The 16,100-nt window shown below is 66.1% G+C and carries 11 protein-coding genes and 1 tRNA gene; 6 read left to right on the forward strand and 6 right to left on the reverse strand.

Annotated features, from left to right (window positions below):
- Positions 1–29 precede the first annotated feature (29 nt).
- Entirely contained in the window at positions 30–809 is a 780-nt protein-coding gene (pstB, locus tag ACQCSW_RS02570; protein ID WP_111907468.1) for a phosphate ABC transporter ATP-binding protein PstB, read from the forward strand.
- Between the two features lie 198 nt (positions 810–1,007).
- On the opposite strand, the gene ACQCSW_RS02575 is transcribed toward pstB, so the two are convergent.
- The 3 genes from ACQCSW_RS02575 to ACQCSW_RS02585 form a co-directional block, all read right to left on the reverse strand.
- Positions 1,008–2,021 carry an inorganic phosphate transporter gene (locus tag ACQCSW_RS02575; protein WP_426989369.1) on the reverse strand — a complete coding sequence of 338 codons (1,014 nt, stop codon included), beginning with the start codon at positions 2,019–2,021 and terminating at the stop codon, positions 1,008–1,010.
- Position 2,022: 1 nt separating this feature from the next.
- Entirely contained in the window at positions 2,023–2,640 is a 618-nt protein-coding gene (locus ACQCSW_RS02580; protein WP_426989370.1) for a DUF47 domain-containing protein, read from the reverse strand.
- Positions 2,641–2,908: 268 nt separating this feature from the next.
- A complete protein-coding gene (locus ACQCSW_RS02585) occupies positions 2,909–3,568 on the reverse strand; it encodes a hypothetical protein (RefSeq protein ID WP_426989371.1) in 660 nt (219 codons plus the stop codon).
- A 203-nt stretch (positions 3,569–3,771) separates the two neighbouring features.
- On the opposite strand from ACQCSW_RS02585, the gene ACQCSW_RS02590 reads away from it, so the two are divergent.
- Positions 3,772–3,844: transfer RNA gene (locus ACQCSW_RS02590), tRNA-Lys, on the forward strand.
- 561 nt (positions 3,845–4,405) lie between these two features.
- Here the strand turns inward: ACQCSW_RS02590 and ACQCSW_RS02595 are convergent.
- Positions 4,406–5,155 (reverse strand): ANTAR domain-containing protein, encoded by a 750-nt coding sequence (locus ACQCSW_RS02595; protein ID WP_426989372.1) that lies wholly within the window; start codon positions 5,153–5,155, stop codon positions 4,406–4,408.
- A gap of 615 nt (positions 5,156–5,770) precedes the next feature.
- On the opposite strand from ACQCSW_RS02595, the gene ACQCSW_RS02600 reads away from it, so the two are divergent.
- The 4 genes from ACQCSW_RS02600 to malQ all read left to right on the forward strand — a co-directional run bounded on the left by ACQCSW_RS02600 (position 5,771) and on the right by malQ (position 11,358).
- Positions 5,771–7,297 carry an alpha-N-arabinofuranosidase gene (locus tag ACQCSW_RS02600; protein WP_426989373.1) on the forward strand — a complete coding sequence of 509 codons (1,527 nt, stop codon included), beginning with the start codon at positions 5,771–5,773 and terminating at the stop codon, positions 7,295–7,297.
- Positions 7,298–7,404: 107 nt separating this feature from the next.
- On the forward strand, positions 7,405–7,989 hold the full coding sequence (locus tag ACQCSW_RS02605; protein ID WP_426990603.1) for an HhH-GPD-type base excision DNA repair protein: 585 nt from the start codon (positions 7,405–7,407) through the stop codon (positions 7,987–7,989).
- Positions 7,990–7,995: 6 nt separating this feature from the next.
- A complete protein-coding gene (locus ACQCSW_RS02610) occupies positions 7,996–9,000 on the forward strand; it encodes a LacI family DNA-binding transcriptional regulator (protein ID WP_426989374.1) in 1,005 nt (334 codons plus the stop codon).
- 114 nt (positions 9,001–9,114) lie between these two features.
- Complete coding sequence (gene malQ, locus ACQCSW_RS02615; RefSeq protein ID WP_426989375.1) at positions 9,115–11,358, forward strand: 4-alpha-glucanotransferase; 2,244 nt, start codon at positions 9,115–9,117, stop codon at positions 11,356–11,358.
- 29 nt (positions 11,359–11,387) lie between these two features.
- Here malQ and ACQCSW_RS02620 read toward each other — a convergent pair whose 3' ends face one another.
- Together ACQCSW_RS02620 and ACQCSW_RS02625 are read right to left on the reverse strand one after the other, a co-directional pair.
- On the reverse strand, positions 11,388–14,213 hold the full coding sequence (locus ACQCSW_RS02620) for an FAD-binding and (Fe-S)-binding domain-containing protein (RefSeq protein ID WP_426989376.1): 2,826 nt from the start codon (positions 14,211–14,213) through the stop codon (positions 11,388–11,390).
- A complete protein-coding gene (locus tag ACQCSW_RS02625) occupies positions 14,213–15,994 on the reverse strand; it encodes an L-lactate permease (RefSeq protein ID WP_426989377.1) in 1,782 nt (593 codons plus the stop codon). Before ACQCSW_RS02625 ends, ACQCSW_RS02620 begins: the two co-directional genes overlap by 1 nt.
- Positions 15,995–16,100 lie beyond the last annotated feature (106 nt).

The raw sequence follows: 16,100 nt of genomic DNA on the forward strand, positions 1-16,100 counted from the left end.
ATCCGTACCCCAGCAAGTGAAGGAACACCATGTCTAAGCGCATCGACGTCAAAGACCTGAACGTGTACTACGGCGATTTTCTGGCCGTGGAGGATATCAGCATCAACATCGAGGCCAAGTCCGTGACGGCCTTCATCGGCCCCTCAGGCTGTGGCAAGTCCACGTTCCTGCGCACCCTGAACCGCATGCACGAGGTTCTGCCTGGCGCCCGCGTCGAAGGCGAAGTCCTGATGGACGGCGAAAACCTCTACGGCCCCGGCGTGGACCCGGTGACCGTGCGCTCGCAGATCGGCATGGTCTTCCAGCGGCCCAACCCGTTCCCCACCATGTCTATCCGGGACAACGTGCTGGCCGGCGTGAAGCTGAACAACAAGAAGATCTCCAAGGGCGAGGCCGACGTCCTGGTGGAGAGATCCCTCCAGAGCGCCAACCTCTGGAACGAGGTCAAGGACCGCCTGGAGAAGCCCGGATCCGGCCTGTCAGGCGGCCAGCAGCAGCGCCTCTGCATCGCCCGTGCCATTGCCGTGGAACCGCAGGTGATCCTCATGGACGAGCCGTGCTCGGCGCTGGACCCGATCTCCACACTGGCCATCGAGGACCTCATCAACGATCTCAAGGACCAGTACACCGTGGTGATCGTGACCCACAACATGCAGCAGGCCGCCCGTGTTTCGGATAAGACGGCGTTCTTCAACATCGCCGGTACCGGCAAGCCGGGCAAGCTGATCGAATACGGGAACACCCAGAACATCTTCAGTAACCCCACCGTGAAGGCCACCGAGGACTACGTCTCCGGCCGCTTCGGATAATCCCCAGCCGCCCCAGGCTCGCAAGCTCACCCGGGGACCCCTTCGGCTGTGGGCCCAGCACTGGCTCCCAGACACCCTTTGCATCGATTGCTCCGGCAGTGCCCTTTTGACAGCTCAGAAGGGCGCTGCCGGAGCAATCGATGCGGTGTTTAAGCCAAGGGTGCTGCGTTACGCAACGGTGCTGCGCTTAGGCCGCCTTCAGGCCGCCAACGGTGACAGCGCCAGGGCCAGCACGAACGCCCCGGCCGCGGTCGCCGCGGGGGTGAGGACCCACAGCACCAGGATCTGCATGACCAGCTTCCGGTTGGTGACCGAGAAATGCTGGTTCTCGCCAGCCCCCAACACTGACGCGGTCACCGTGTGAGTCGTGGAGAGGGGCCAATGAAGCGCGATCGCCCCGAGAAACAGCATCGCCGCGCTGAAAGTCTGGGCCACGGAGCCCCGCAACGGGTCCACCCTGGTGATCTTGTAGCCGATGGTGTGGGAGATCCGCCAGCCGCCAAATAGCGTTCCGACTGTGATCATCAGGGCGGACACCAGCGCCACCCACAGGGGGATGCTCTCGCCGTCGGAATAGCCTGCCGCTAGCAGGGCAAGCAGCAGTACGGCACCCACCCGCTGGCCGTCCTGCAGGCCGTGGCCGAACGCCACGGCGCCGGCCGCGATGGCCTGGCTGCGGCGGAAGCGCTGGTTGATGACGTTGGGCTGGGCATACCGGGCCGCCCAGGTCACCGGGAAAACCAACAGGTACGCGCCAATGTAGGCGACGGCGGGCGAGAGCAGCAGCGGCAGGAGAACCTGGACCAGCAGGGACTGGTCAACGCCGCCTACTCCCACTCCGCCCACGGCCAGGCTGGCGAGCCCTGCACCGGCGAGACCGCCCACCAGGGCGTGCGTGGAGGACGCTGGGATGCCGCGCCACCACATGAGCAATCCCCAGGCGCAGGCACTGGCCAAGGCTGCCACCAGGATGCTGAGGCCGCTTTGGCCATCCGGCAGGTGGATCCAGGTGTGGCTGATGACAACCACTACGGTCGCGCTGATCAGGGCGCCCACGAAGTTGAAAAAGGCGGCCAGCAGCACGGCCACGCTGGGCGTGAGCGCCCTGGTGCGGACAGCCAACGCCACGGACGTGGAGACGTCCCTGAAGCCGTTGAGGAAGGCAAACGTTGCGGTCAACAGGACCACAACGCCGAAAATCACTGCTGTCACGTCAGGATTCCTTGACGATGATGCTGCCTACCTGCGTAGCGATGCGGCGCATGTCCTTGGTGACTTCGACCAGCTGGTTGGCGACGTCGCGGTTACGGGAATACTGCGCCCACTTCATGTCCCGGATCATGTCCGCTACCCAGATCCGGTGGGTCCGTTCCGCGCGTTTGGCAAGCCTGAGAATCTCGATCCAGTAGTCCTCGAGGTCGTCGAGGTTGTTGAGCCGGCGCATGGCGTCCACGGTGAGCTCGGCCTGCCGGCTGATGATCTCGAGCTGGTCTGCGGCCCGCCGCGGCAGGCGGTCGAGCTGATACAGGGACACAAGTTCCGCGGCACCATCCAGTTTTTCGAGGGCCTCGTTGAGGTAGCGGGACAGTGCGTACATGTCTTCGCGGGGGAGCGGGTTCACAAAGCTCGTGCGCATGTGGGTCAGCAAGGCAAAGTGCAACTCGGCGGACTTGGCCTCGTGGTTGTGCATGTCGTCCACCAGCTTGGCGTGCTCAGTGGCGGGTACGCCCAGGATCTCGGCCATGGTGGCGCTGGCATGAACAATTTGCTGGGCCATCTGGGAAAGCAGGGTCAGCCCGGCGGGCTCCTGGGGAAAAAGGCGCAGCTTCACGTTGGGATACCGGTCTCCGGGGATGTGCAGGGGTCGGGGGCCGCCCACTTGTGACTTGACGCAGGCCAGCAGCTGTGTTGATTCTACCGGCCGGTGCCCGCGGCCTGTAAACAGGCATGAAAAATGGTGCCGAACCGGATACGCCTCTCGGCGGTAGGCCGCTCTAGGCGGCTAATTGTTGAAGCCCGGGGGTTTCGCGGCTCGACACCAGTTTCAGTGTTCTACGTTGCTTGGCCCAAGTCAACATTGACAGATGGGCGCCGGTGGTTCAGTCAAGCTCGCCCAGCCGCCACGCATTTGCCGCATGCTCAAGGTCCTCAGCCGTCTTCACGAGCTGGTGCGAGTTGCGCGTGAGCTTGCTCGCGTGGGCCTCGTTGCCGAGCTCGGCGCCGTCGGCGATCGTCGCCTGGCCGAGTGCTACCACGCGGCAGAACGCGGCGGAACGTTCCAGCGCGACGTCGAACTCGCCGTCGAACGCCCCGGAGAGAATGGCGTCAGCCATGGCCCGCATTTCTTCGGCTCCCGGCGGTTCAGCGGCGCCGGCCACCACGTTGGAAACCTGCGCGGTGTCCTTGCCCGCGCGGAAGTACACGGAGATCCGTTCGGGGTCCTGGACGGTGGCGGCGCGCAGGGCGTACAGCCGCCAGAGGGCACCGGGCAGCGAACGCGCCGGGCTTTCCGCCCACATCTCCGCAATGGCTTCCAGGCCCTGTTCGTCCGTCAGCTTGACCAGGCGTTCGGTGATGACGGGGTCGTCGCTGTCGCGTCCGTGGCGCACCAGTGCCTGGGCGGCGAGGTGTGCGGCCTCGGACACGCGCGCAGGGTCCGGACCGCCGGCGAACGGCTCAAAGTCGATGGGGGCGAACGGCTTGGGCTTGTGATGCCGGTTGGCTCCGCCGTAGTGACTGGGTCCTGATTGTTCGCTCATGCCCCCACGCTACTCCTGTGCCGCGCGGGAAATCGAGTGCTGTTCGCAGCCAGGATGCGCCGCGCCAGCGCCGGTGACGCTGTGCGGAATCCGGAACGTACGACGGCGGCGCGCGCCTGCGTGCCAAAGCCGCCCCGTGTGTGGGGTAAAGTATTTTACGTCCAGAAATGGACTGGGCTGATCGGTCATTTGACCGTCAGCTGGGGCCTTTAGCTCAGTTGGTAGAGCATCGGACTTTTAATCCGTGGGTCGTGGGTTCGATCCCCACAGGGCCCACCCACGCAGAAGACCAGAGACACTCCGTCTCTGGTCTTCTTTCGTTCGGCGGCAGTGGACCCGGCCGAATGGCCCGTTGTCCGGAGCCGGGCCGAGCGGCAAAGTTCGCGCCGGTAGGCTGGCAGGTTCCCTTGGCTGGCGAGGTCAGGGTGCGGGGGCTTCCCGTGAACCCTGATGCGGTGCCGTTTCGACGGCAGGTGTCTGCGGTCTTTGATGACGACCTGTTCTTTCCGTCCCTGACTGTCCGTGAGCATTTTCTGCTTATCGCCGCGGACATTCCCTGCAGAACCCGGAAGGGCTGGTCGATGACGAGCTCGCGTTCTTCGGAATGACGGGCAGCCTTCGTACTCGGGCTTCGCCATGAGATTGCTGACCGCACTCTGGCGGGGCGCGGCCTCCTCGGCATCTTCCTCAGCGTCGTGCTTCCCAGCCACGGAGCCGCGAGGCGCAACCGCTAGAACCTCCGCCGTAAATTACGCTCCCGAGCTATTACGCCGAAGTATTCATGAGAAGCACCGTCAAATACATCGACGGAAACCCGGAAAGCCCCGTGGCGGGAGCCTAGTGCTCGAAATGAGTGTCCGGCGCACCGCCCGGCAGGTTCGCCAGGATGCCCTCAGCCACCTTGCGGAGCTTGACGTTCCGGTGGCTGGATGCCTTGGAGATGATGTCAATCGCGTCGTTGTACGAGCACCTGTTCTGCGCCATGATGACGCCGCACGCAATGTCGATGGACGTCCGGCTTTCCAAGGCTGACTGCAGATCCGACGCCCTGGTGCTGGCCGACTGCAACTCAAGGACCAGCCTGAGGCCGCGGGCCGCGATGTCCGTGAAGCCGCGGGCCTCGGCGATCACCGGCAGCGGGAACACCTGGGGGCTTGCTGCGAAGAAAGCGAGGGCGGCCTCGGTTCCTTCGTCCAGGGAAAGCCGGAGGCCCAGGACGCTGTTGAACCCGGCGTCCTGCAGGTACAGCCTGTAGCGGGCCCAGCGGAAGTCGGTGGCCACATGGTTCATGGCTGCGGTACCTGTGCCGGCGAGGGCTTCCAGCAGGGGGCCCTCGCCGACCTCCTGCTCCAACCGGGCCAACCGTTCGGTCTGTGTGCCGGTTCCGGCGGTGGTTTTGACGCATTTGACCCGGTTCAGGACCAAGGCGCATTCGATGGGGACACCCGCTAGCCGGCTCAGCGTGGCCGCTCCTAGGTGGACCAGTATCTCCAGGGATTCCGACAGGTCCTTTGCGCCAGTGGCAAGATCGGGAATAAGCCCCTCGGCGCTGGCCATCCCGATGGTGACCGCTTTCGCCGTCGGCACCGGGCCAGGACGATCGGCCGGTGCCGGGTTGGGTCTGCGGTCCGGGATTGCTGCCGGCCCCGGATGGGGGACTCCATGCTGGGTTGCGTGTTGGGTCGGATGAGCGGGCGCTGGCCGCCTGCCCGCCGACGCGTGTGCTTGGGAAGCCCCGGAACGGGAAGACTTCACGCCCGCCTCCCCAGGGGACGCGGGGAAGCGACTGGAGGTGTTCGATGAATATGAACGGTAGAAGACACAGGGCCGGCGACGGCTGGGGGAGAGGCCTTGGTCTCGAAGACCTCCTCGTCGCCGGCCCCGCTTACTTCCCGTACTCCTAGGAACGGGAAAACGCGGCTGCCACGTCGTGTATTCATCCTTCCCACAACCCCCTAGTGAGACATCCAATCCAGTGCGATTTGCGAGTCTTAGCTCTTAGTCGAAGGTAGTTCCGGCGTGGGCCCGGGCGACCGCGTAATCGGTACTTGTCTTTCAAGTTAGGTAGTACTTGGTTTTTCGGCCGATTACTCAAATCCGCGCTGAAGAATTATCCTCCGCCAGAGTCCTTGACTCTCACGCCGGCAGTGCCAAGAATGATTTTTGTACAACGTTGTAAATCCCTGGAGCAAAGGACTGACAGTGAGCACAGCAAAGACCGCCGCCGGCAAGTTCACCATCGATCCGGCGTTCACCGTCGGACCCGTCCGGCGCCGTACTTTCGGCGCCTTCGTGGAACACCTGGGACGCTGCGTCTACACCGGAATCTTCGAGCCGGAGCACCCTCAGGCGGACGAGGACGGGTTCCGCACGGACGTCCTGGAACTGACCCGCGAACTCGGTGTTTCCACAGTCCGGTACCCGGGCGGCAACTTTGTGTCCGGGTACCGCTGGGAAGACGGCGTGGGCCCGGTGGAGCAGCGCCCGGCCCGGCTTGATCTCGCCTGGCACTCCACCGATCCCAACCTCGTGGGCGTTGACGAGTTCGCCAAGTGGTCGGTCAAGGCGGGCGTGGAGCCGATGATGGCGGTCAACCTGGGCACGCGCGGAACCCAGGCGGCGCTGGACCTGCTCGAATACTGCAATATCGACGGCGGCACTGCCTTCTCGGATCAGCGCAAGGCCAACGGAGCTGAGAACGGCTATGGCATCAAGATGTGGTGCCTGGGCAACGAGATGGACGGACCCTGGCAGATCGGCCACAAAAGCGCCCTCGAATACGGCAGGCTCGCCGCAGACACCGCCCACGGCATGCGCATGATCGATCCTGACCTTGAGCTGGTGGCCTGCGGCAGTTCGGCGCCCACCATGGCCACGTTCGGCGAGTGGGAGCGCGTGGTGCTGACCGAGACGTACGACGTCATAGACCTGATATCCGCCCACCAGTACTTTGAGGGCGCCGGTGACCTGCAGGAACATCTGGCCGCCGGACAAAAAATGGAGTTCTTCATCCGGGACATCGTGAGCCATATCGACCACGTGAAGTCGGTCAGGAAATCCACCAAACAGGTCAACATCTCCTTTGACGAGTGGAACGTGTGGCACATGAGCCGCGCCGAATCAAAGGCACCCACCGGCAAGGACTGGCCGGTGGCCCCGGCCCTGCTGGAGGACAAATATACGGTGGCGGACGCCGTCGTCGTCGGGGATCTCCTGATCACCCTGCTGCGCAACACCGACCGCGTCCACGCTGCGAGCCTGGCCCAGCTGGTCAACGTCATTGCCCCCATCATGACCGTACCGGGAGGCCGGGCCTGGAAACAGACCACCTTCCACCCGTTCGCCCTCACCAGCCGCCACGCGGCCGGCGCTGTGCTGCAGCTCGCCGTCGAATCCCCGCTGATCAGCGGCGGAACTACAAAGGACTTTTCTGCCCTGTCGGCTGTCGCAACACTGGACGCCGAGGCGGGCGAGGCGGTCATCTTCGCAGTGAACCGCTCGGCGACGGACCCCCTGACACTGGACGCCGCCGTCGCGGGCCTCGGCAGCGTCCGGGTGGTGGAAGCGGTCACCTACGCGAACAAGGACCTGTACTGGCGGGCAACGGTGGAGGATTCGACGTCGGTCCTGCCCGCCGCCAACGTGAGCGTCAAGGCCGACGGCGGCCGGCTCACCGCAGAACTCCCGGCGGTGTCCTGGTCCATGATCCGGTTGGCGCTCGATTCCTAAGCGTGCCCCCCGAGTTTTTGTCCAGATAATGCGCGAAAATCGACGGTGAAGTCCCAATAAGTGGACAAAAACTCAAGGTCATGACGCAGGCCGCCGGAGGTGGAAAGATGAGGGCCATGGAACTGCATATCACCGGTGACCCGGCCGCCGACAAACTGCTGACTGATGACGCGTTTGCGCTGCTGACAGGCATGCTGCTGGACCAGCAGGTAACCATGGAATCCGCCTTTGCCGGGCCGGAGAAGATCCGGGCCCGGATCGGGTCCATCGACCCGGCCGCGGTGGCCGCGTATGAACCTCAGGCGTTCGTCGAGGTGTTCAAGGAACGGCCCGCGGTGCACCGGTTCCCCGGCTCCATGGCGGGGCGCGTCCAGGCCCTCGCCGAGACAGTGCAGCACGACTGGGACGGCGACGCCACGCTGATCTGGACCAAGGGCGATCCCGACGGCCCGGAGGTGCTGCGCCGGCTGCAGGCACTGCCCGGATTCGGGGAGCAGAAGGCAAAAATCTTCCTTGCGCTCCTAGGGAAGCAGCGCGGGCTGGGCGCGCCCGGCTGGCGCGAGGCCGCCGGCCACTACGGCCAGGAGGATGCCTTCCTCTCGGTTGCCGACATTGTGAGTCCTGAATCGCTCGCCAAGGTGCGGGCCAGCAAGCAGGCAGCAAAGGCGGCGGCCAAGGCTGCCAAAGGCTGACCGCGCATGGCCGTGACCATGAACGATGTGGCGCGCGCCGCCGGGGTTTCGCTCAAGACCGTGTCGAACGTGCTCAACGACTACGAGTTCATCCGGCCGGCCACCAGGCAACGGGTGCAGGATGCCATCGCCGAACTGGGCTATGAGGCGAACCTGACGGCCCGAAGCCTGCGCTCCGGGAAGTCCCACATGCTCGGCCTGGTGCTGTCCGACCTCGCGGCGCCGTACTACGCAGAGCTGGCCTCCCGGATGATGACGGTGGCGGAGCGGCGTGGCTACCGGGTGCTCGTGGAACAGTCCGGTGCTCTGGGGGCCAACGAACTGGGCGCCCTGCAGGGTCCGCTGCGGCAGCTGACAGACGGCCTGCTCTTCACGCCCCTGGTGATGGGGGCCGACGCCGTCGCCTCCCGCCGCGGCGCCAAGCCGGTGGTGCTGCTCGGGGAGCACATTCTGGATCCCCGGCTGGATCTGGTCACCATGAGAAACCAGGGCGCCGCCCAGGCCCTCACCGCGCACCTGGTGGCGGGAGGTCGCCGTCGTATTGCCGTGCTCGGCGCCCACACTGGGGAGTCAGCAGGATCTGCCGGACTGCGGCTCAACGGTCACCGGAGAGCGCTGGAGGACGCCGGCGTCCCGTTTGATCCGGTCCTCGTGGCACCCGGTGAATGGCGCCGCGACGGGGGAGCAGCCGCCGTCGCCGGCCTCCTGGAGCGCGGCATTCCGTTCGACGCCGTGTTCGGCCTGAACGACGCCCTGGCCCTGGGCGCGATGCATGAACTGCTCGTCCGTGGCGTGAAGGTGCCCCAGGACGTTGCGGTGGCGGGCTTTGACGACATCGACGAGGCACGGTTCGCCTCGCCGTCGCTCACCACTGTGTCGCCCGGCATGGACGAGATTGCGGAACGGTCCGTCGGGTTGCTGATCGACCGGATTGACGGGCTGGAGGTGGGGGAAGACGGCGTTCATGTAGAAGCTGGCTTTGCGCTGAAAATCCGGGAGTCGGCGCCCTGAGGGCTGCAGCCGGACTATCGTTGGCTGCAACAGTCTTGCGCGGTGGCGTGTTGCTCCCGTGTGTCAGCAAGCAATGTAAGTTCGGGCCCATCACACCAGGCGAGGCGGACATCCATGAAGGCTCCAGACCAGCAGTACGCTCAGTTCTCCGGAACGCCCGTTCCTCCTGGCGACGGTGATGCGGCCGGTCGTGAGCCCGTGGACCAGGACCTCCTCCAACGCCTGGCCGATGCCCATGGTGTTGGCACGTCGTTCCACGGCTGGGACGGGCTTCCGCACAGCGTCGCCCCGGAGACGCTGACCAAGGTCCTGGCGGCGCTGGGTGTCCCGGCCCGCACAAACGAACTGATCGAAACTGCCCTGGCCGAGGCGGAACTGGCGCCGTGGCGGCGGATGCTGCCGCCCGCCGTCGTGGTTCAGCAGGGCGAAACCGCGCTGGTTCCCGTCCACGTCCGGGACGGTGCCACGGCCCGCCTGACAGTTGTGCTGGAAGAGGGCGCGGGCGAACCTGTCGAAGCGGTCCAGCAGGACATCTGGGTAACGCCTCAGGACGTGGACGGAGTGCCGACCGGCCGGGCCACCTTCGCCGTGCCGCAGGGGTTGCCGCTGGGCTGGCACACGCTGCAGGCAGAGTCCGACGGCGTCACGGCCGAGGGCGCGCTGGTGGTGGTTCCGGCGCGGCTCACCACCGCCGATTCCCTGGTGGAGCGTCGCGGGTGGGGCCTGGCAACCCAGCTGTACTCAGTGCGGTCCAAACGGTCCTGGGGGATCGGTGACTTCGCCGACCTCGCGGACCTGGCCACGCTCAGCGGCGCCCGTGGCGCAGACTATGTCCTGGTCAACCCGCTGCACGCCGCGGAACCCGTGCCGCCGGTCCAGCCCTCGCCGTACTCGCCGTCCACGCGGCGCTTCTTCAACCCGCTGTACATCCGCGTGGAGGCCATCCCGGAAATCGCCTATCTGAAGCCGCGTAAGCGTGCAACGGTGGACAGGCTGCAGGAGCAGGTCCAGGTCCTGAACACGGACGGCGAACGGCTGGACCGGAACACCGTGTACTCAGCCAAGCTCCAGGCACTGGAACTCCTGTATCACGCCCGGCGCTCGCCGGCGAGGCAGGCAGCGTTCGACGAATTCTGCCGGATCTCCGGCTCCGGGCTGGAGGACTTTGCGCTGTGGTCCGCCATCCGGGAAGACCTGGCACCGGACGATCCCCTGTGGGCCGACCCGGACTGCGCGCTGGGATCCCCTGAAGCGGAGTCACTGCGCCGAAAGCTGGCAGACAGGATCGGCTTCCACCGCTGGCTGCAGTGGATCTGTGATGAGCAGCTTGAGAACGCGCAGCAAGCGGCGCGCCGGGCGGGGATGCGGTTGGGCGTGGTGCACGATCTGGCCGTGGGCGTTGACCTCAGCAGCGCAGACGCCTGGACCCTCCGTGACGTCCTGGCGCCCGGGATCAGCGTGGGGGCGCCGCCGGACATGTACAACCAGCTGGGCCAGGACTGGAACCAGCCGCCGTGGCATCCCGCCCGCCTGGCGGAGGCCGGCTACGCGCCGTTCCGCAACATGCTCTCCACCGTGCTCCGGCACGCCGGCGGCATCCGGGTAGACCACGTGCTGGGCCTGTTCCGCCTCTGGTGGGTGCCGGCCGGCAACTCTCCCCGCGACGGCGCCTACGTCACGTACGACCACGAAGCACTGATCGGCATCCTGGCGCTGGAGGCCCAGCGCGGCGGCGCGGTGGTGATCGGCGAGGACCTGGGAACCTTCGAGCCTTGGGTGCGCGACTACCTCGCTGCCCGCGGCATCCTTGGCACGTCGATCCTCTGGTTTGAGAACGACGGCGATTCCCCACTGCCGCCGGAGCGGTACCGGACGCAGGCCCTCTCCAGCGTCAACACCCACGACCTGCCGCCGACCGCCGGCTACCTGGCGGGTGACCATGTGGCCCTCCGCAGCAGGCTGGGCCTCCTGGAACGCTCCGAGGCGGAAGAACGTGCGGAGCACACAGCCACGCTCGAAAAGATGATGGGGCTGCTGCGGGAACGCGGCCTGCTGCCCGAGGACGGCGCCGGCGCCGGCGTTGGCTCTGGGGGCGGCCCCGGCAGCGAGGAACGCACCATAGAGGCGCTGCACCGCCTGCTGGCCCAGACGCCGTCGGTGCTTCTCGGTGTGGCACTGGTGGATGCCGTGGGGGAGCGGCGGGTGCAAAACCAGCCCGGCACCACCGAGGCGCTGTACCCGAACTGGCAGGTCCCGCTGGGAGATCCGGCCGGAAAACCCGTTTTCATCGACGATCTTCCCGGCAATCCGCGGTTCAACTCGCTCCTTGACGCAATGGCGGAGGCGCTGCGCGGCTGACCTTGGGCGGAAACCTGCTTGGCCCTAGGTCAGCGGGTTACCTCTTCCAAGAGTTCCAGCACGTGGCGGTACTGCGCACCCGTTGCCCTGGTCATGCCCAGTTCGCAGGTCCGGTTGCAAGAGGCGTGCGCCGCGGCGCCCATGTCCGCCACCTCTGTGGCCTGCTTCTCGGTTGCCGATGCCGTCAGTTCCGGGTGCAGCATTCCCCTGTCCCCGGCAAATGCGCAGCAGCCCCAGTTTTCCGGGACCTCCACGCGCTCGGCCACGGCGCCGGCGACGGCTCCGAGGGCATCGTTGAGGCCCATCCTGGTGGAGGAGCAGGTGGGGTGGAGGGCCAGGGACTCCAGCTTCCCGTGGTCGGGCAGCCCAGGAAGGATCCGTTCCGCGGCGAAGTCCACGGCGTCCACCATGCGCAGTGGACGCGGCCCTGCTGCCGGCCTGTCCGATTCGACGGCCTGACGCAGGCCCTCGGTGCAGGAGGATGCGTCGCAGACGATGGGCAGCTCGCCGTCCCTGGTTGCCTTCCGGAGGGCTGCCAGAGTCTTTTCCCGCATCGTTTTTTGGCCTGCGGCCATACCCTTGGAGGACCAGGGCGTGCCGCAGCAGAGGCCATCGATCCCTTCCGGGACAAGGAGCGTAATCCCTGCCCTGGCACAGAGCTGTTCAAAGCTGTACTGGACGCCGTGCCCTTGGCCGTCCTGAGCCGCACCCGCGGGTCCGAACATGGTTCCCACGCATGCAGGGAAGTAGACGGCGTCCACCTTGCCCGCCGACGTCGGACGCTTCCGCACGGAACCCCCGCCCGGCAGTTCCGCCGAATACAGCGGCACCGTATCTGTGCCGAGCACTGCCCGCGCGGCCTTGTTGGGCGGGGCGATGGCGGCGGCCGGGAGCTTGTCCACCACAGTCAGCGCCAGTGAAGCGCCACGGGTGACGCCTTCCCAGTGCTTGGCGGCGGCATTCCACGCCCCGTTGGCGAGCGGGCCGGCGTCGGCCTTCCGCAGCTTCTTTACGAGCGATCCGGTGTTGATGTCCACCGGGCATGCGGTCTGGCACATTCCGTCCACGGCGCAGGTGTCCACGGATTCGTACTCGTAGTCCTTTTCCAGTTCCTTGACCAGCGCAGTGTCCCCGGCCAGCCGCGCGGATTCGATGGCGCGCAGCGTGACGATCCGCTGGCGCGGCGTCAGGGTGATGTCCTTGCTGGGGCACACCGGCTCGCAGTAGCCGCAGGAGACACAGCGGTCCACCTCCTCGGCGACCGGAGGCGCCGTCTTGATGTGCCGCAGGTGCGCCAGCGGGTCCTCGTCCATCAGTACGCCAGGGTTGAGCATCGCGGCGGGATCGAAAAGCTGCTTGATGCTGCGCATGACGTCGTAGAGCTCATCGCCGTATTGCCGGCGGACGTAGGGTGCCATGACGCGCCCTGTCCCGTGCTCGGCCTTCAGGGATCCGCCCTCGGCCAGGACCAGGTCAACCATGTCTTCGGTGAAGGCGCTGTAGCGCTCCAGTTCTGCGGCGGTGGCGAAACCGTCGGTGAGCATGAAGTGGACGTTGCCGTCCTTGGCGTGGCCGAAGATCACACTGTTGTCGTAGCTGTACTTGTCGAAGAGCCGGATCAGCTCCCGGCAGGTCCGGCCCAGCACCGGAACGGGGACCACAATGTCTTCCAGGAGCGCCGTAGTGCCCTGGGGACGGGCCCCGGCGACGGAGGCGTAAAGTCCCTTGCGCAGCTGCCAGAGCTGCCCGCGTTCCCGTGAGTCACCGGTAAACCGGGCTGGCGCGGACAGCCTGAGCCCTGGGAGGATGCCCTCACCGATCCCTTGGAGTTCCGCCAACTGCCCGGCGCTGCCGGCAGAGTACTCTACGAGCAGGGCGGCATGGTCCCGGACCGCGAGGTCCTGCACGACGGCGGGCGTTCCCTTGAGCGTCTGGCCTACCTTCAGGGACAGCGCGTCCATCAGCTCAATGGTTGCGGCCCCCGTTTCGACGAGGGCGGGCAGGGCCGCGTTGGCGGCCTCAAGGTCCGGGAACACCAGCAGGCCGGCGGCGGCGTGCTGGAGCCGTGGGATGGTGCGGAAAACCGCTTCCGCCACGAAACCCAGGGTGCCTTCGCTGCCGACGATCAGGTGGGCCATGATGTCCACCGGGCTCTGGAAGTCCAAGAGGGAGTTCAAGCCATAGCCCATGGTGTTCTTCATCGAAAACTGCTGCTTGATCCGGTGCACGGAGTCCGTGTTGTTCCGGACCCGTTCGGCCAGCCGGTCCAGGCCTTCGTAGAGTTCCGGTTCGAGGGCCCGGAGTTTCTGGTCGGCGTCCGCTGCCCCGGTGTCGATGACAGTGCCGGAGGGCAGCACCACGGTCAGGGACTCCAGCGTCCGGTAGGTGTTGTCCACGGTGCCGCAGTTCATGCCGGAGGAATTGTTGGCCACCACGCCGCCGATCGTGCACGCCGCCTCGCTTGCCGGATCGGGGCCGAACTTCCGGCCGTAGCGGGCAAGTCTCGCGTTGAGCGCCCGGACCGTGACGCCGGGCTGGACGCGGACCCGCGCGCCGTCGTCGAGCACTTCGATGTCCCTGAAGTTGCGGCGGACGTCCACCAGCACGCCGTCGGTAACCGCCTGGCCGCTCAGGCTGGTTCCGCCGGAGCGGAAGGTCAGCGGCACCCCCTGGGCGGCGCTGGCGCGCAGCAGCCCGCCGACTTCGGCGGCGCTCGCGGCCGTGACCACAGCCCGCGGGATCAGCAGGAAATGCGAGGCATCGTGGGCGTTCGCATGCAGGTCGATTGCCCGGGTCTTCACCTGGGCGGGATCATGCACCGCCGCCCGGAGGCCCGCGAGGTCCAGCGGAGTCATCACGGGACCATCCAGCCGAGCACGGGGGTGGACTGCAGGAAGATCAGCACAGTGATGAGCGCCAGGAGGCCCAGGCTCCAGCCAAGAAGTTTCCGGAAGAGGGTGCCCTCAGCACCGTCAAGGCCCACCGCCGCCGAGGCCACCGCCAGGTTCTGCAGGGACAGCATCTTGCCCATCACGCCTGCGGACGAGTTGGAAGCGGCCATCAGCACCGGAGACAGGCCGGTCTGTTCCGCAGCGGTGGCCTGCATCTGGCCGAACAGGGAGTTGGAGGACGTGTCGGAGCCGGTGAGGGCGACGCCGATCCATCCGATCAAGGGCGAGAGTATGGCGAAGAGGCCGCCCGCGGAGGCCAGCGCGAAACCCAGGGTTGTGGTCTGGCCGGAGAGGTTCATCACGAATGAGAGGCCCAGGACGGCGGTCACGGTAACGATCGTCCAGCGCAGTTGGACCAGGGTGTCCCGGTAGATGCGCAGGCCCTGTGAAGCAGTGATCTTGTAAAGCACCATGGTCAGCAGGCCGGAGAGCATCAGCAGCGTGCCGGTCGCCTTGAGGTGGTCAAGCTTGAACTTCGTGGCCGCGACAGGCTTGCCGGCCGAGTCGGTGATGTCCAGCCCGGGCCAGGCGAACGTGACGCTTCCAACCTGGCTCAGCCAGGCCTTGACGAACGGAATCTGGGCCACCGAGAACACCGCGATGATGATCAGGTAAGGGGCGATCGCCATCCAGATCTGCCGCGGTTCGGGCCGGGTGTTATCGGTGGGCACCCCACTATCAGTTGGCACAGCGCTGTCAGTGGGCACGGCGCTGCCCGAGGCGGGCGGTTCGGCAGAGTGTTTTGAGCTGGCGGAGCCTGCTCCGCTCGCTGAACCGGCGGAACCGGCGCCTGCGCCTGCGCGGGCGCCGACGGCAGCTGCCTGCGCTGCTTCCTCCGCGGCCTCCACGGCGCCTCCCATTCCGACGGTTTCTTTTGGCTGCCACACCTTCAGCATCAGCAGCACGGCGGCCACAGTTACGACGGAGGCCACAACGTCAGTGAGTTCCACGGCGAAGTAGTTGGAGGTTACAAACTGCGCCGCGCCGAAGGCGACGCCTGCCACGAGGGCCACGGGCCAGGTCTGCTTCACGCCACGACGGCCGTCCACGATGAACACCAGCAGAAGCGGAACGATCAGGGCGATGAACGGCGTCTGGCGTCCGGCCATTGAAGAAAGCTCATTCAGCGGCAGGCCCGTGACGCCGTTCAGGGCGATGATCGGCGCGGCCATCGCGCCGAAGGCTACCGGAGCGGTATTGGCGAGCAGCGACACAATGGCCGACTTCAACGGCTTCATTCCTGCAGCCATCAGCATGGCGGCAGAGATCGCCACGGGCGCGCCGAATCCGGCCAGGGATTCCAGCAGGGCGCCGAAGCAGAAGGCGATCAGGATGGACAGGATCCTGAGGTCGTTCGAGATGGAACGGATGGTGCGCCCCAGCACTTCGAACCAGGGCGTGGCCACGGTGAGCCGGTAGATCCACAGCGCGTTGACCAGGATCCACAGGATGGGGAACAGGCCATAGAAGATGCCGGCCGCGGTGGCGCTCAAGGCTTGGTTGACTGGCATCTGCCAGCCGACGATGGCCAGAACGAGGGACAGGGCGAGGCTGGCAAGGGCAGCCTTGGGTGCCTTGACCTTGAAAACGCCGAGCAGAACGAAGAGCAGGACGAGGGGAAGTGCCGCGCAAAGCGCCGAAATCACTAGGGACCCGGCAATGGGGTCAAGGATCTGCTGAAACATATGTCTCCAGATTGTGTTAGGCGTCACAACACCGTGGCGCCCCTCGATTGTCTAACAAGTACACATGTAGGTCAAGTGCATGTGTTGATTTGTCTGGCAAGATTAG

It is taken from the genome of Pseudarthrobacter sp. Y6 (genome assembly GCF_050156205.1).
Classification (GTDB): Bacteria; Actinomycetota; Actinomycetes; order Actinomycetales; family Micrococcaceae; genus Arthrobacter.